Genomic DNA, 16530 nt, shown 5'->3' with positions numbered 1-16530 from the left:
GGGCGGTTTGGGCGGCTGGCTTGGTCCTGAGGAATGGCAGGCGGTGGCCCTGTCGTTGCGCGTGGCCTTCTGGGCGACGCTGCTCAGCCTGCCGTTCGGTATCCTCGCGGCACATGCGCTGGCGCGCTGGACCTTCCCCGGCAAGCAAGTGCTGAACGGGCTGATCCACCTGCCGCTGGTCCTGCCGCCGGTGGTGACGGGCTATCTCCTGCTGCTGGCTTTCGGGACGCGCGGGGCGCTGGGCGGTTTCCTCGCCGATCTCGGGATCGTCTTCGCCTTCCGCTGGACCGGCGCGGCACTGGCGGCGGCGGTCATGGCCTTCCCGCTCATGGTCCGTGCGATCCGGCTGTCGATCGAGGCCGTCGACCCCAGGCTCGAACAGGCCTCCGCGACGCTTGGCGCCTCGCCAGTCTGGGTCTTCCTCACCGTGACCCTGCCGATGGCCCTGCCGGGGATCGTGGCGGGCGCGATCCTCGCCTTCGCCAAGGCGATGGGCGAGTTCGGCGCGACGATCACCTTCGTCTCCAACATTCCCGGCGAGACGCGGACCATCCCCTCGGCGATCTACGCCTTCCTGCAGGTGCCGGGCGGCGAGGCATCGGCCACGAAACTCGTGATCGTCTCGGTCGTCGTGGCGATGGGGGCGCTGCTGCTGTCCGAAATCATCGGCCGCCGCGTCGCCGAACGGGTCGGGGGGCGCTGATGCTGCAGGTCTCGGTCCGCCATGCGTTCGAGGGTTTCACGCTCGATGCGAGCTTCGAGGCCCCGCCCGGGGTCACGGTGCTTTTCGGGCGCTCGGGCTCGGGCAAGACGACCATCGTCAACGCCGTCGCTGGCCTTCTGATGCCCGACGAGGGGCGCATCGCGGCGGGTGACTGGGTTCTCCTCGACACCGCGAAGGGTGTCAGGCTTCCCCCGCACCGCCGGCGGCTCGGCTACATCTTCCAGGAGGGGCGGCTGTTCCCGCACCTCACCGTCGCCCAGAACCTCGCCTACGGCGCCCGTTTCGCGCCGAAGGACGCCCCGCGCGAAGACAGGGGCCGGATCGTCGACCTGCTTGGCATCGGCGCGCTCCTCGACCGGCGTCCCGGCGCGCTGTCGGGAGGCGAGAAGGCGCGCGTCGCCATTGGCCGCGCGCTTCTTTCCGCTCCTAAGCTGATCCTCGCCGACGAGCCGCTCGCCTCGCTCGACGAGGCGCGCAAGGCCGAGATCCTCCCCTATTTCGAGCGTCTTCGGGACGAGGTGGCGGTTCCGATCCTCTACGTGAGCCACTCGGCCTCCGAGGTCGCGCGGCTGGCCACGACCGTCGTCGCGCTGGAGGCGGGGCGCGTCACGGGGCAGGGGCCGGCGGCCGAGGTGCTGGGCGATCCCGGCGTTTTGCCCGCGGGCGCGCGCGAGGCCGGCGCGCTTCTGACCGCAAGGGTCGTGCGTCACCACGAGGACGGGCTGACGGAACTCGACGCGGGTGGCGCGCCCCTGTTCCTGCCGCGCGTCGGACAGGCGCCGGGCGCGTCCCTGCGGCTCCGGATCGCCGCGCATGACGTGATCGTGTCGCGCGGCCGGCCCGAGGGGCTTTCCGCGCTCAACATTCTCGCGGGCCATGTGCAGGAGATCCGGCCCGGCGGCGGCCCCGGCGTGATCGTCGCGATCGACACGCCCGCGGGGCGCGTGCTGGCACGGATCACCCGTCGCTCGGCCGAGGCGCTGGGCCTCGCTCCGGGTGCGGCGGTCCATGCGGTGGTCAAGACCGTCTCGGTCGCCCCATCCGATATCGGCGCCTCAGCCGCGGCGTCCGTCCCGGCCGAGTAGCCAGGGCAGGATGAGCGGCGTCAGGTACATCGGCACCTGGTAGCATCCGATCATCAGCATGAGCTGGTCGATCAAAGGTGGCGGCAGGACGCCGAGAAAGAGCGCCGCGTTGCGGTTCCCTGCGGCCACGGCGAAGGCGATCGCGTCGGCCCGCGACCGCAGCAGGCGCAGGACCGTCGCCTGGACCGAGAAGACGAGGGCGGAGACCAGCGCGAGCGTCAGGGCGAGTTTGCCGGGGTCCGTCCGGACCGCGTCGGCCGCCGCCGACATCAGCCCGACGACGACAAGCGCCAGCAGGATGGCCGAGAGCGCGTCGATGACGGTGCCGGCTTGCGGCGTGGGACCGACGATACCGGTGCGCCGCAAGGCGTAGGCGGCCCCGCCCGCCAGCGCGATGACCCCGAGAAGCCTGAGCGCGGTGCCCAGGACCGCGCCGGCATCGCCGACGGCCGGAGCGATGAGGAAGACCGGCAGGACTGTCAGCGGCAGAAGCGCCGTGCCGACCACGGTTTGCCTGAGCGCGGGCGCCGGGTCTCCACCGGCCATTGCCGCGATGGGTGCAGCCCCCGTGATCGGCGCCGCGGCCAGGATCATCACGAGGCCCAGGGCGAGAGGGCCGGACAGAAGCCCGAAGGCGAGAAGGACGAGGGCCACGACCGAGGGCAACGCGCATTGCAGCAGGAGCGCCGCCGTCACGGCCCGCCTGAGCCCGTTGGTCCCGGCGCGCAGCCCTTCGGGTCCGATCCGCAGCATGGCGAGGAACAGGACGACGACGACGAGCATGCCCACCCAGGGCCGCACCGCCTCGGCCGCCGCCGGAGAGCCGAGGCCCACGGCCAGCCCGCCGATCAGCCACCAGCGCCCGCGCGCCGCGACGGCGGCGCCAACGCCCTGCATCAAAGCGCGGCCGCGGCCCGCGCGGCCTGGTCGTAGCTGCCCGACAGCGCGCGCAGGAGGGCGGCGACGTGGCTGATATCCTCGGGGTCGCGGCCCAGTTGCCGGGCCGCCCGCACCAGCAGCGCCTCGCGCACTTCCTTGTACCGGGCACAGAGCGCCGCGCCGGCCTCGGTGATCTGCACGGTCTTCTCCTTGCCCTTGCGACCCGCCTTCACGAGCTTCGCCTGCGTCAGTTTCCGGATCGCATAGTTGGCCAGGTGCGTGTCCTCGATGTTGAGGATCAGGCAGACCTCGGCCAGCGTCTTGGCGCGTCCGCGATGGTGAACGAGGTGCAGGATCAGGACCTCGAGCGGTGACATGGCCGGCCCGCCCGCCGCCGTCATGCAGCGCACCATCCAGCGGTGGTAGGCGTTGTTCATCATGGTCACGGCGAATTCCACCTCCGAGAGCGCGGGCAGCGCGCTGTCGGCGAGATGCGCCGAGGAGACGACGGGGCCGACATCCGGGATCGGCCGGGGGGGCAGGGGGTCTTGCTGGTCGGTCATCGGTTCGACATGGTCGAAGGCAGCCAGAGCGCGATCTCGGGAAACAGCGTCAGGATGACAGTGGCGGCCACGAGGAGGAAGAAGAAGGGCGCCGCGTAACGCGCGACGGTGAAGATGTCCCGTCCCGTGATCGACTGCAGCACGAAGAGGTTGAAGCCCACGGGCGGTGTGATCTGGCTCATCTCCACGACAAGGACGAGGAAGACGCCGAACCAGATCGGGTCGATCCCGGCGGCGAGCACCATCGGCAGGATCACCGAGACCGTCAGCACGACGATGGAGATGCCGTCGAGGAAGAACCCGAGCACGATGAAGAACAGCAGGAGCGCCGCGAGAAGCGCGTAGGGCGAAAGCCCCTGCTCCCCGATCCACGCGGCAAGCGTGCGCGGGATGCCGGTATAGCCCATGGCGCCCGTCAGGAACGCGGCGCCGACGAGGATGAAGCCGATCATGCACGACGTGATGACGGCGCCCCTCAGGCTCTCCCATGCGCCCTTGCGGTCGATGCCGCCCGAGGCGCCCGAGATGATCAGCGCACCGATCACGCCCACGACTGCGGCCTCGGTCGGCGAGGCGAACCCGCCGTAGATGGAACCGATGACGGCGACGATCAGAAGCACGGTGGGCAACAGAAGCGCCGCGCCGCGCAGCTTCTCGGACCAGCTGGCCTTCGGCTCCGGCGGCGGCATCTTGTCCTTGTTCAGCGCGGCCCAGATCATCGTGTAGCCCGCGAACATCGCGGCCAGCATCAGGCCCGGCAGGACGCCGGCCAGGAACAGCCGCGCGATCGACTGCTCGGTCGCGGCGCCGTAGACGATCAGGATGATGGAGGGCGGGATGAGGAAGCCGAACGTCCCCGATCCCGCGAGCGTGCCGATCGCCATCCGGTCGTCGTAGCCCCGCGCCCTCAATTCCGGCAGCGACATGCGCCCGACGGTCGCCGTGGTGGCCGCCGACGAGCCCGAGACGGCGGCGAACAATGCGCAGCCCAGGATGTTCACATGCAACAGCCCGCCGGGCAGGCGCCGCGTGAAGGGCGAGAGGCCCCGGAACATGTCAGAGGACAATCGCGATCGGAACAGGATCTCGCCCATCCAGATGAACATTGGCAGGGCCGTGAGATCCCAGATGTTCAGCGCCGCCCACGCCTTGGTGGCGAAGACCGCGCCGACGGGGGCGGGCGTTGCGAGCGTCATGGCGACCAGCCCCACGACGATGAGCGAGAAGCCAACCCAGAGCCCGAGCGCGAGGCAGAGGAATAGGACGGCGACGAGGATCAGCGAGAGCGTCAGGAGGTCCATTTCAGTGCCCCGCCTCGTCGATGCCGCGTGCGCGTTCGGCGGTGATGAAGGCCGGCGTCCCGCCACGGAGCGCGGTCAGTAGCTCGTCCAGCAGCGCGACCGCGAAGATGGCGAGGCCCACCGTCATCACCCCCTGCGGCAGCCAGAGCGGGATCGGGATCATCCCGAAGGAGACGGAATTGAACTGCCAGCTGTCGAGCGCCTGAAGCCAGGAATGCCAGGCCGCGAAGGACGCGAGGCCGAGGGCGGCGGCGAGGACCAGGACCGTCAGTCCGCGGTCGAGCAAGGGCGGCAGCGCGCGGGCCAGCATCGTGACGCGGACATGCCCGGCCGCGCGAAAGGTCCCGGGCAGGGCGAGGAAAGCCGCTCCGACGAAAAGGAAACCTCCGATCTCGGCCAGCGAGGGCACCTGGATGCCGAGCGCGGTGCCACCGGTCGCAAGGATCACGCGGTCGAGGATACGTCCGCCGATCTGCACGAAGACCAGGACCGCGATGGTCACGAGGGCCAGCGCCGAGGCGACGAGGGCCGCGGCATAGAGGGTGTCGAGCGCGCGTCGCATGAAGCCGCCTCCGGTCTCGAGGAGATTGGGAAAGGGCCGGGCGATGGTCTCGCCCGGCCCTTCGGTTCGCCGTTACTGCGCGGCGGCGTAGGCTTCGAGGATCGCCGTCCCCGCATCGCCGGCGCGCTCCAGCCACTCGGCGGTCATCGTCTCGCCGGCGGCTGCCAGCGCTGCGGCCATCGCGTCGGACGGGGTCGAGACCGTCATGCCGTTGTCGGCCAGTGCTGCGATCTGGGTGGCGGTCTCGGCCTCGGACATCTCCCAGCCGCGGGCCTCGGCGACGGCGGCGGCCTCCATCAGGGCGGCCTGTTCCTCGGCCGAGAGGGCGTTGAAGGCGTCGGTGTTCACGAAGACGACGTTCTTCGGAAGCCATGCCTGGACGTCGATATAGACATTGGTGAAGTCCCAGGCCTGCGACGAGACGCCGGTCGAGGGCGAGGTCATCATCGCCGCGACCCGGCCGGTGGCGAATGCGGTCGGGATGTCGCCCGCCTCCACCTGGGTCGGCGTCATGCCGAGGATCTGCGCCAGCCGCTCGGTTGCGGTGTTGTAGGCGCGGAAGCTCACGCCCTGCAGCGCGGCGGGATCGGTCACTTCCTCGGTCAGGTAGAGCGACTGGCCCGGCCACGGAACGGCGAAGAGAAGGGTCAGGCCCTGCTCTGCCAGCAGTTCCTCGACCGCGGGACGCGAGGCGGTCCAGAGGGCGCGGGCATCGGCGTAGCTGTCGGCGAGGAACGGGATCGAATCGGCCTCGAAGACCGGGTTCTCGTTCGAGAGCCGCGACAGAAGGATCTCGCCGATGGGCGCGAGGCCGCGGCGCACGCTGTCCTTGATCTCTGCATGGCCGAAGAGCGAGCCGGCGGAATGCACCGTGATGTCGAGCGCGCCGCCGGTGGCTTCGCGCACGTCGTCGGCGAACTGGGCGATGTTCATGGTGTGGAAAACCGTGTCGCCGTAGGGTGTGGGCATGTCCCACGCGGTCTGTGCGGCGGCGGGCATCGTCAGCGCGCCCATCGCGGCGGCGAGTGCGAGGCTGCGGAGGGTCAGGGTCATCTTCGGTACTCCCGTGTTGGCGGGCCGGTTCGATCGCCGGCCCATGGCACTATCTGTCCCGGGCCTTGTCGTTGACCCGGCGTAAATCGGAGGTTGACCGTCCACCTACAATTTGTCAACAAATTGTCATTGTATTGTGAGCGGCTGGCACGGCCATCGCTCTGGACTGCCCGGAAAACGGGCAGCGGACCTGCAGGGAGACCGACATGGCAGACGCGACCGTTTCCCGGATCTGGGACTTCTGGATCGACCGGGGTGGCACCTTCACGGACGTCGTGGGCCGCGCGCCGGACGGGGAGATGCATCCCCTGAAGCTTCTGTCCGAGAACCCCGAGGCCTACGAGGACGCCGCGATCGAGGGCATCCGGCGTCTGCTCGGCGGCGCCATCGACCCTGCGCGCATCGGTACGGTCAAGATGGGCACCACGGTCGCGACCAATGCGCTTCTGGAGCGGAAGGGCGACCGGACGCTCCTTCTCATCACGAAGGGCTTCCGCGACGCGCTCCGCATCGCCTACCAGGCGCGGCCGGACATCTTCGCCAAGGAGATCGTGCTGCCCGAACAGCTTTACGAGCGGGTGATCGAGGTTGATGAACGGCTGATGGCCGATGGTTCTGTGGAACTTGCGCTCGACGCTGAGCCGCTGCGCCCCGCGCTGGAGGCGGCCAAGGCCGACGGGATCGAGGCCGTCGCAATCGTCTTGATGCACGCCTGGAAGAACCCCGCGCACGAAGCGGCGCTGGCGGTGATGGTCCGCGAGATGGGATTCGCGCAGGTCTCCGTCAGTCACGAGGTCAGTCCGCTGGTCAAGCTCGTGGGCCGGGGCGACACGACCGTGGTCGACGCCTACCTCTCGCCGATCCTGCGCCGCTACGTGGCGCGCGTGGCCGATGCGCTGGGCGCGACGCCTGCGGGGCAGCCGGGGCCGACGCTCCAGTTCATGATGTCCTCGGGCGGCATGACGGCGGCCGAGAAGTTCCAGGGCAAGGACGCGATCCTGTCGGGACCCGCGGGCGGCGTCGTCGGCATGGTCGAGACGGCCGCGGATGCGGGTTTCGGGCGCGTGATCGGCTTCGACATGGGCGGCACCTCCACCGACGTGGCGCATTTCGCGGGCGACTACGAACGCGCCTTCGACACCGAGGTGGCGGGCGTCCGCATCCGCGCGCCGATGATGCGCATCCACACGGTTGCGGCAGGGGGCGGCTCGATCCTGCATGCCGAGCCGGGCCGCTTCCGGGTGGGTCCCGATTCGGCGGGCGCCAATCCCGGGCCCGCCTGCTACCGCCGGGGTGGGCCGCTCACCGTCACGGACGCCAACGTGATGCTGGGCAAGTTGCGCCCCGACTTCTTCCCGCGCGTCTTCGGCCCCGGGCAGGACGCCGCGCTCGACGCGGACGTGGTGCGCGCCAAATTCGCGGAGATCGCCGAGGCCGAGGGCAAGACCGCGGAGGAGGTGGCCGAAGGTTTCCTGACCATCGCCATCGAGAACATGGCGAACGCGATCAAGAAGATCAGCGTGCAGCGCGGCTATGACGTGACGAAGTATCTTCTGAACGCCTTCGGGGGCGCTGCCGGGCAACATGCGTGCCTCGTCGCCGACGCGCTGGGGATGGAGGCGGTCCTGATCCATCCGCTTTCGGGGCTTCTGTCGGCCTACGGGATCGGGCGGGCGACGGTTTCGGCAAGCCGACAGCAGGCGCTGGTGGAAGATCTCGGCGCGGATAGTCTGCCGGCCATCGCCGCGTTGCGGGCGGAGCTGGAAAAGGCAGTGGCGGCGGAACTGTCCGAACAGGGCGTCGATGCCGGAGCGGCCGATTGCGCGACGCGGCTTCACCTGCGCTACGCAGGAACCGACACGGCGCTGCCCGTCGCCTGGGACGGCGACCCCAAGGCGGCCCGCGCCGCGTTCGAGGCCGCGCACAAGGCGCAGTTCGGCTTCGTCAGCCCCGACAAACCCGTGACCGTCGAGGCCGTGGAGGTCGAGATGACCGAGGCGGCGGCGCCCCATGACGCGTCCGAAAACGCCAAGGCGGAACCGCGCGATGTCGCGACCGATACGGCAGTGCCGGTCTTCAGCGGCGGCGCCGAGGTGCAGGCCGCCGTCTATCGCCGCGAGGGGCTTGCGCCCGGCGATCGCGTGAAGGGCCCCGCCCTCATCATCGAGGCGAACCAGACCGTGGTCGTTGAACCGGGCTGGTCGGCCGAAGTGACGGCCCGCGACGACATCCTGATGCGGCGGCACGAGAAGATGGCGCGCACCTCCGCCGCCGGGACGACCGAGGCCGACCCGATCCTGCTCGAGGTCTTCAACAACCTCTTCATGAACATCGCCGAGCAGATGGGCGTCGCGCTCCAGAACACGGCGCATTCGGTCAACATCAAGGAACGGCTCGACTTCTCCTGCGCCGTCTTCGACCGGACCGGCGCGCTGGTTGCCAATGCCCCGCACATGCCGGTGCATCTCGGCTCGATGGACCGGAGCGTGGAGACGGTGATCCGCCTGAACGAGGGGCGCATCCGTCCCGGCGACGTCTTCGCCCTCAACGCGCCCTACAACGGCGGCACGCACCTGCCAGACATCACCGTGGTCTCGCCGGTCTTCGACGACGGGGGGCGCGAGATCCTGTTCTGGGTCGCATCGCGCGGGCATCACGCCGATGTGGGCGGCACGGCGCCCGGCTCCATGACGCCGCTGGCGACGACCGTCGACGAGGAAGGAGTGCTGTTCGACAACTTCATTCTTGTAGAAGAAGGACAGTTCCGTGAGACGGCGCTGCGGCACCTCCTGACGGACCACCCTTACCCGGCGCGCAACCCCGACCAGAACATCGCCGACCTCAAGGCCCAGATCGCCGCCAACGAACGCGGCGCGGCCGAGTTGCGGCGCATGGTGGCTGAGTTCGGGCTGGACACGGTCGAGGCCTACATGGGTCACGTGCAGGACAACGCGGCCGAGGAGGTCGCGCGCCTGATCGGGCGGCTGGAGGATTGTTCCTATGAATACCCCACGGACACCGGACAGGTCATCCGGGTGAAGATCACCGTGGACCGCGAGGCGCGCGAGGCGACCGTCGATTTCACCGGCACGAGCCCCGCGATGGAGAACAACTTCAACGCGCCCGAACCGGTGGCCCGCGCCGCCGTCCTCTATTGCTTCCGCGTGATGGTCGAGGCGCCGATCCCGATGAACGCGGGCTGCCTGCGCCCCATCCGCATCGTGATCCCGGAAGGTTCGATGCTCAAACCCGCTTATCCCCGCGCGGTGGTGGCGGGGAATGTCGAGACATCGCAGCACGTGACGAACGCCATCTTCGGCGCGCTCGGGGCCATCGCGAACAGCCAGGGGACGATGAACAACCTCACCTTCGGCAACGACACCTACCAGTATTACGAGACGATCTGCTCCGGTTCGCCGGCGGGCGTCATGAACTCGGGCCGGGGCTTTGCCGGGACATCCGGGGTTCATGTTCACATGACCAATTCGCGGCTGACGGACCCCGAGGTGCTGGAGATGCGGTTCCCCGTCATGCTGGAGCATTTCGGGCTGCGCGAGGGCTCGGGCGGGGATGGTGCCTTCCCCGCAGGTGACGGAACCGAGCGGCGCATCCGGTTTCTCGAACGGATGGATTGCGCGATCCTGTCCTCGCACCGCGCAGCACCGCCGCGAGGCATCTCGGGTGGCGGCGACGGGCAGGTGGGGCGGACCGAGGTCCGGCGCGGTGACGGAACCCTTCAGGTGCTGAACGCCTGCGATCAGACGATCCTCGACCCCGGCGAAACGATCACGGTGGTGACGCCCACGGCGGGTGGTTACGGCAAGGCCTGAGCGCGGGCCGACCTGCGCTCGCCGCTCGGGGAGGTTCCGAATTCCTTTCGGAAGGTTCGGCTGAACCCCGCATGAGAACCGAAGCCGGTGGCCAGGGCGATCTCCGTCACCGGCATCGCCGTCGTGCGCAGCAGATCGCGCGCCTGGGCCAGCCTGAGGTCCAGGTAGAGCCGCGAGGGTGTCCGTCCCGTCGCCCGCAGGCACCTGCCCCTCAGCGCCTTGCCGCTGAGCCCGAGGTCTCCTGCGATCGCGGCGATCGCAAGAGGTTGGTCCAGGTGGTTCAGCATCCGCTGGCGCATCGCATGAAGCAGCGGGTCGCTCGTGCCGCCTGCGCTCTGCGGGTGGAACGAAGGGCGGATCGAACCATGCGCCATGTCTTCGGCGACGGCTGCGGCGAAGCCGGCCGAGGCGACCGTGGCGATCCATGACAGCATCGCGTCCCCCGTGGCCATGCCGCCCGCCGCCGACAGGATGCGACCGTCCAGGGCGTAGATGCCGTCGTCGATGACGAGGCCCGGGAAGGCCTCCCGCAGCTCGGCCTGCGCCTCACGGTGCAGGATCACGCGGCGGCCCTCCGGGACGAGGCCGAACGACGCCAGCAGCAGAACGCCCGTGTCGACGCCGCCCAGGATCGCGCCCTGCCGCGCCGCTCGGGCCAGGAGGGCGCGCAGGCCGGCGGGCCGCGCGGCCAGCGGCGCGTAGCCGGCCATAACCAACACGAGATCGGGACGGACCGTGTCCGACCAGCCCGTGACATCCGGCGCGACCTCCCGCCCGTTTGATGCGGTCGCGGGTGCGGATGTCGTCGTGCGCGTTTCCCAGGTGAAGATGGCCTCCCCCGCGCGCCGGTTGGCAATGCGCAGCGTCTCGCTGGCAAGGACGTAGGCGAGCATCTGGAATTGCGGTTGCAGGACGAAGCAGACGTGGGGCAACGGCAGGCTCCGGACAGGATCGGGCGTTTCATGGATATTATTGCCTGGGCGCGGCGCGCACCATGGTCTCGATCACACCACTCCGGAGACCTTCCATGACCATCCAGACCCCGACCCCTCTCGGCGGCCGCCCGGCCGGTTGCAGCGATGCCGAATGGGAGGCACGGCAGGAGCTTGCCGCCATATACAACGCGCTGGTGAAATACCGTCTCACCGACGTGACCAACCAGTGGCACGCCCTGCGGGTGCCAGGCGAGGACGCGCTCCTGACCCACCATTACGGCTGGATGCACGAGGAGGTGACGGCCTCGAACCTGATCAAGGTCGGCTTCGACCGCACCAACCATACCCCGCGGAACGGGGAGCCGAACCCGTCCGCCACCGAGATCGGCAAGCTGTTCTTCGAGGCCGATCCGGAGATGAACTGCATCATGCATGTCCACACCAAGGCGATCATGGGCGTCTCGGCCCAGGCCGAGGGTGTCGGACCCTACAGCCAGGCCTATCTCATGATCGGCGGCGGCGACGTGATCGGCTATACCGACTACGAGTTCGAATGCACCGAAGACTTCCTCTGCGGACTTCTGCGGGCGGGGCAGGGCAGGAAGATGATCGTCGAGGCCTGGCATGGCGCCTTCGTCTTCGGGCGCAACGCGGGCGAGGCCTTCTTCAGGTCCTTCTACCTCGACCAGGCCTGCGCGGTGCAGCTCGAGGTGCAGAAATCCGCGGCCGGCGGCGCCACGATCCGCACCATTCCCGAGGCCGAGCAGAGGCGGCACCTCGCCGACATGGCGGCGAGCGACTGGTACGGTTACGAGGGTGAGCTCGAATGGCACGCGATCCGGCGAAGGCTCGATGCCGAGATGCCGCATTATCGCGGTTGAGCCGTCCGTCCCGGTCTTGCCGGGCCTGCCGACGGCACTGCCCGCCCGCGTCTTGCGACGGCCGTCGGCCGGGGCCCACGGGCCCTCACGGCGGTGCGTTCACTCAAGCCACCGGTGCGGAAGGCATCCGGAAAACCGCTGGCGGGATTGCCTCTCGCGGGCTCACAGGGGGTGTGCGAGGTTCAACAGGACGCCGCCGGCGCACCGCGCTAAGATGAGGCAAGGGGACACAGGAGGGAATGCCATGGGCCAGAACGATATCCGCAAGATCCAGATCCAGGGTGTGCATCACATCACGCTGAACGGGGCCGACCGGCAGACCTCGATCGATTTCTGGGAAGGGGTGCTCGGCATGCCCTTCATCTTTGACCAGCCGAACCTCGACGACCCGAACCAGGGGCATCTCTATTTCGACCCGGGAGACGGGCGGCTCATCACCATCTTCACCAACGAGGAGCGCAAGCCGGATGCGGCCCATGTGCCCGAAGCGATCGGCTCGCTCCACCACCTCGCCTTCAACGTCAGCCAGGCAACGTTCTGGCAGGTCGCCGGACGCCTTGATGCGCGGGGCGTGAAGCACTCGGGGCCGGTCGACCGGGGTTTCATGGACTCCATCTATTTCCGCGACCCCCTCGGCCTCCGGATCGAGATCGCCTCCTACCGGTTCGAGCCGCCCGAGGGATGCCGCCACGCCGACGTGATGATCGAGGCCCATCGCATCCGGGTGGCGCGCGGCGATCACCATATCGACCGCGAGCACCTGGCCGACGCCATCGAGCTTCTCGTCGAGCGGCGGCAGCAATCGCTGTCCACCGACCGGGGCGCGCGGGTCGGCTACTAGGCGGCCGCCCGGCTCCGGCAGTAGCACGACGCGCGGATCGGCACCGTCGCCCGCGCGACGGCCTGGTCGAGTTGCAGCCTGATGTGCCGCGCCTCGGTCATCTCGCCCCGGCGGACAAGGCATTCGTGCAGGCCGTGCAGGCTCCAGACATTCCGCGGATGCTGGCAGGGGCGCGAGAGCGTGCCGTCGAGACCGAGATCGGCGCGGTAGACCGCCTCCGCCTCGTCGTAGCGACCCGCCTCCATCAAGAGCGCGCCGAGCGCGTGGCGCGCGGGCTGCATCCAGCCCCAGGGCTCGTCGTAGAGAAGGTTGTCGTCGAGCTCGACCGAGCGGCGGAGATGATCGAGACCCTCCTCGATCCGGCCCGCCTTGAAGGCGATCTCGCCGTCCATCATCGCCTCGCCCACGGCCAGGACGTCGAAGGCGGTGTTGTTGAACACCATCCAGTCGTCGGGCAGGCGCGCGCGCGCGGCGACGGCCTTCTCGCGTTCCGAAAGGGCCTCCTCGTGCCGCCCGAGGTTGGCGAGCGCCACGGCGCGGGCCTGGTGCATGGCGCAGGTCGTGTAGCGGTAGAGGTCGGGATCGGCGGGCGGGGGCGTGTCGAGGATCTCCTGCCACATGCCGAAGCGGATCATGACGTGGACCTTCTTGCCGTGAAAACTCTCGAACAGTTCCGGCAGGTATGCCGTCACGTCCTCGGGCAGCATCTCGATCAGCCGGTCGGAGGCGGCGAGCGCCACCTCGGGCTGGCCGAGGAACATCGCGCCGTAGGCCTCGAAATGGACGTTGTGGATCCGGTAGACGGTGTAGAAGTTCTTGGCCCCCTTCAGGTCCTCGTATTTCCGGTCGATTTCGGCGGCCCTGCGGTTGCGGTCGACCACGTTCTGGTAGTCGCCGCAGAGCACGTCGATATGCGTCGCCATGTGGATGAGGTGCCCGCTGTCGGGGACGAGATCCGTCAGCCTGTCGCCATGACGCAGCGCCTTCTCGGGCGTCGGCGACATTTCCATCAGGTGGATGTACATGTGCAGAAGCCCGGGGTGGTCCCACGCGCCCGGCACGCTCTCGAAGGCGCGTTCCAGCGCCGCCTGCGCCTCCAGCGTCGAGGAACCTTCGCGCGGCTGTCCCGTGGGCAGGTCCCACAAAAGCCATGGCGTCCGGTTCATCAGCGCCTCGGCGAAGATCGTGATGACGTCGAGATCGTCCGGATGGGAGGCGTAGACCTTGCGCATCGCATCCGAGAAGGCGTCGTTCCAGGGTGCGAAGTCCTCGATCTCCGGGTCGGTCGGGTAGCGGTCGGCCAGCGCTTCGATCAGGTCGTTCTCGACCGGGCCGAGCGTCTCCCGCAACGCCTTTGCGGCCACAAGCGCCTCGTGGGCCCGTTGCAGGGTGGCGGAGCGTTCTTCCCGGGTGAAGAACTCCCACGGCTTGTTGTAGTTGGGCCCCACCGCATAGGCGAGGCCCCAGAGCGCGAGGCCGCAGCCCGGATCGGCGGCGATGGCGGTCTCGAATTCCTCGGCGGCGGCCTCGTGATTATAGCCGTAGACCCAGTTGATGCCGCGGTCGAAGGCGGCCTGCGCCGCCGGCGACCGACACGTCACGGGCCGTGTGTAGCGCCCCAGGTCGAAGTTGCCGTCCATCTCTCGCTCCCCGTCCTTGGCCGGCCGCCGCCGGTCCTGGCGGAAGGATAGCACAAGGATGCAGCGTGTTGCGCGCCGTTTCCCCGGTGGACACCGCCGGGCGCCCTGTTACCTTCTGCCTTCGGTCAGAGAGCGGAGGGCATTATGGCGAAACTGGCATTCCTTGGACTGGGCGTGATGGGCTACCCGATGGCGGGCCACCTGAAGGCCGCCGGCCACGAGGTGACCGTCTACAACCGCACCGCCGCGAAGGCCGAGGCCTGGGCGGCGGAGCATGGCGGATCTCATGCCGCGACCCCGCGCGAAGCGGCCGCGGGCGCGGATTTCGTCATGGCCTGCGTTGGCAACGACGACGACCTGCGTTCGGTGGTCCTTGGCGAGGACGGGGCGCTTGCGGGCATGTCCGAAGGGGCGGTTTTCGTCGATCACACCACGGTTTCGGCGATCGTGACGAGGGAGCTTGCCGCCATCGCCGCCGAGGGTGGCGTCGGCTGGGTGGATGCGCCTGTCTCCGGCGGGCAGGCGGGGGCTGAGAACGGCCAGCTCGCCATCATGTGCGGCGGGGCCGAGGCGCATTTCGCCGCTGCCGAGCCGGTGATCGCGGCCTATTCCAAGGTCACCGAACGGTTCGGCGATGTCGGCGCGGGCCAGATCACGAAGATGGTCAACCAGATCTGCATCGTCGGCGCGATCCAGTCGATCTCGGAGGGGCTATGGTTCGCGAGGACCGCCGGGCTCGACGCGAAGAAGGTGGCGAAGCTCGTCTCGCAAGGCGCGGGCGGGTCCTGGCAGCTCGCCAACCGGGCGGACACGATGATCGACAACCATTTCAACCACGGCTTCGCGGTGGACTGGATGCGCAAGGATCTGGGCATCGCGCTGGAACAGGGAAAGGAGATGGGTCTCAGCCTGCCCGTCACCGCGCTCGTCGACCAGTTCTACGCCGAGGTGCAGCAGCTGGGCGGCGGCCGCTGGGACACGTCGAGCCTGATCCAGCGGTTCCGCAGGATGAACGGCGAGGAGGTCTGAGGCCCCGGAGCGTACCGCCTTGGCCTTCACCCTCACCGATACGGCAGCGCTGGATGCGGCGGGTTTCGACACGATCATCGACGTGCGGAGCCCGTCGGAATACGCCGAGGATCACCTGCCCGGCGCGGTCTCGATGCCCGTTCTCAGCGATGTCGAGCGGGCCGAGGTGGGAACGATCTACACGCAGGACAGCCCCTTCCGGGCCCGCAAGATCGGCGCCGCGCTGGTCGCCCGCAACGCCGCGCGGCACATCGAGGAAGGTCTGATGGACAAGGGCGGCGGCTGGCGGCCGCTGGTCTATTGCTGGCGCGGCGGGCAGCGGTCGGGCTCCTTCGCCTCGATCCTCGCACAGATCGGTTGGCGCGTGCAGGTGCTGGAGGGCGGCTACCGGACGTGGCGGCGGCTCGTGGTGGAACGGCTCTACGATGCCGACCTCGGTTTCCGCGTGGTCCGGCTCGACGGCTACACCGGGACGGCGAAGACCGCGCTCCTGCACGAGGTCGCGGCGCTGGGCGGGCAGGTGATCGACCTCGAGGGCCTGGCGCGGCACCGAGGGTCCATCCTCGGCGACGTGGAGGGAGAGCAGCCGGCGCAGAAGGGCTTCGAGACGGAGCTGCTGCGGGTTCTGGACGGTCTCGATCCCGCGCGCCCCGTGCTGGTCGAGGCGGAGAGCGCGCGGATCGGTACGGTCCGTGTTCCGCCCGCGCTCTGGGGCGCGATGAAGGCAAGCCCGCGCATCGTGGTGGAGGCGCCGGTCGACGCGCGGGCGGCCTTCCTCGCCGGGGAATACGCGGACCTCGCCGCCGACGTGCCGGCGCTGACCGAACGGCTGAACGGGCTTCGCACGCTCGCGGGGCACGAGACGGTGCAGGCCTGGCTTTCGATGCTGGGCGAGGGACGGCTCATGGACCTGTCCGAGGCGCTGATCCGGCAGCATTACGATCCGGCCTATGGACGGCTCAGGCGGGGGGACGAGGGCGGCGTGATCGCGCGGGTGACCCTCCCGTCGCTCGATCCCGGCGCGCGCGCGGCGGCAGCCGGGGAGATCGCGGCGCGGCTGGGGTGAAGGGGCATTTTCTTGCAAGAAAATGCGCCAGACCCTTGCAAGGGTCTTGCCGGAGTTTTGCAAAACTCCGGCCAGGGCGGGGTCATCCCCCTTGGCCTTTCCGCCCGCCTTCGCTAGGTCAGCCCTGACCCGAGACGAGAG

At 69.1% G+C, this 16530-nt stretch carries 14 protein-coding genes; 7 read left to right on the top strand and 7 right to left on the bottom strand.

The genetic code is table 11. The features are described from left to right. Positions 1–7 precede the first annotated feature (7 nt). Complete coding sequence (gene modB, locus N8I71_RS10355; RefSeq protein ID WP_262877904.1) at positions 8–703, top strand: molybdate ABC transporter permease subunit; 696 nt, start codon at positions 8–10, stop codon at positions 701–703. Further along, the gene (gene modC, locus N8I71_RS10350) at positions 703–1809 is read left to right on the top strand and encodes a molybdenum ABC transporter ATP-binding protein (protein WP_262877903.1); all 1107 of its coding nucleotides are present in this window, start codon (positions 703–705) and stop codon (positions 1807–1809) included. The genes modB and modC overlap by 1 nt, the downstream gene beginning before the upstream one ends. On the opposite strand, the gene N8I71_RS10345 is transcribed toward modC, so the two are convergent. The 5 genes from N8I71_RS10345 to N8I71_RS10325 all read right to left on the bottom strand — a co-directional run bounded on the left by N8I71_RS10345 (position 1780) and on the right by N8I71_RS10325 (position 6167). Then, entirely contained in the window at positions 1780–2706 is a 927-nt protein-coding gene (locus N8I71_RS10345) for a hypothetical protein (RefSeq protein ID WP_262877902.1), read from the bottom strand. The genes modC and N8I71_RS10345 overlap by 30 nt on opposite strands. Then, the gene (locus tag N8I71_RS10340) at positions 2706–3251 is read right to left on the bottom strand and encodes a winged helix DNA-binding protein (protein ID WP_262877901.1); all 546 of its coding nucleotides are present in this window, start codon (positions 3249–3251) and stop codon (positions 2706–2708) included. The genes N8I71_RS10345 and N8I71_RS10340 overlap by 1 nt, the downstream gene beginning before the upstream one ends. Beyond that, complete coding sequence (locus tag N8I71_RS10335; RefSeq protein WP_262877900.1) at positions 3248–4552, bottom strand: TRAP transporter large permease; 1305 nt, start codon at positions 4550–4552, stop codon at positions 3248–3250. The genes N8I71_RS10340 and N8I71_RS10335 overlap by 4 nt, the downstream gene beginning before the upstream one ends. Position 4553: 1 nt before the next feature. Beyond that, complete coding sequence (locus N8I71_RS10330; protein ID WP_262877899.1) at positions 4554–5114, bottom strand: TRAP transporter small permease; 561 nt, start codon at positions 5112–5114, stop codon at positions 4554–4556. A 72-nt stretch (positions 5115–5186) separates the two neighbouring features. Beyond that, positions 5187–6167: a TRAP transporter substrate-binding protein gene (locus N8I71_RS10325; RefSeq protein WP_262877898.1), complete on the bottom strand. Its 981-nt coding sequence runs from the start codon at positions 6165–6167 to the stop codon at positions 5187–5189. Between the two features lie 206 nt (positions 6168–6373). Between N8I71_RS10325 and N8I71_RS10320 the strand changes: the two genes are divergently transcribed. Further along, entirely contained in the window at positions 6374–9997 is a 3624-nt protein-coding gene (locus tag N8I71_RS10320) for a hydantoinase B/oxoprolinase family protein (protein ID WP_262877897.1), read from the top strand. Here the strand turns inward: N8I71_RS10320 and N8I71_RS10315 are convergent. Next, positions 9982–10929 (bottom strand): GlxA family transcriptional regulator, encoded by a 948-nt coding sequence (locus N8I71_RS10315; RefSeq protein ID WP_262877896.1) that lies wholly within the window; start codon positions 10927–10929, stop codon positions 9982–9984. The genes N8I71_RS10320 and N8I71_RS10315 overlap by 16 nt on opposite strands. Positions 10930–11024: 95 nt before the next feature. On the opposite strand from N8I71_RS10315, the gene N8I71_RS10310 reads away from it, so the two are divergent. Then, positions 11025–11813 (top strand): class II aldolase/adducin family protein, encoded by a 789-nt coding sequence (locus tag N8I71_RS10310; protein ID WP_262877895.1) that lies wholly within the window; start codon positions 11025–11027, stop codon positions 11811–11813. 259 nt (positions 11814–12072) lie between these two features. Then, positions 12073–12654: a VOC family protein gene (locus N8I71_RS10305; protein WP_262877969.1), complete on the top strand. Its 582-nt coding sequence runs from the start codon at positions 12073–12075 to the stop codon at positions 12652–12654. Here the strand turns inward: N8I71_RS10305 and N8I71_RS10300 are convergent. Beyond that, on the bottom strand, positions 12651–14294 hold the full coding sequence (locus N8I71_RS10300; protein WP_262877894.1) for a tetratricopeptide repeat protein: 1644 nt from the start codon (positions 14292–14294) through the stop codon (positions 12651–12653). The two genes, N8I71_RS10305 and N8I71_RS10300, sit on opposite strands and share 4 nt — an antisense overlap. 144 nt (positions 14295–14438) lie before the next feature. Here N8I71_RS10300 and N8I71_RS10295 point away from each other — a divergent pair, with 144 nt between their 5' ends. After that, positions 14439–15323, top strand: coding sequence for an NAD(P)-dependent oxidoreductase (locus tag N8I71_RS10295; RefSeq protein WP_262877893.1), 885 nt, complete (start codon positions 14439–14441; stop codon positions 15321–15323). Positions 15324–15342: 19 nt separating this feature from the next. Continuing rightward, the gene (gene mnmH / locus N8I71_RS10290) at positions 15343–16389 is read left to right on the top strand and encodes a tRNA 2-selenouridine(34) synthase MnmH (protein ID WP_262877892.1); all 1047 of its coding nucleotides are present in this window, start codon (positions 15343–15345) and stop codon (positions 16387–16389) included. Positions 16390–16530 lie beyond the last annotated feature (141 nt).

The sequence above is a fragment of the Roseicyclus sediminis genome, from assembly GCF_025515305.1.
Lineage (GTDB): Bacteria > Pseudomonadota > Alphaproteobacteria > Rhodobacterales > Rhodobacteraceae > Roseibacterium > Roseibacterium sediminis.
The sequence above is the reverse complement of the archived record's forward strand: the minus strand, read 5'-3'. Positions and strand labels throughout refer to the sequence as shown.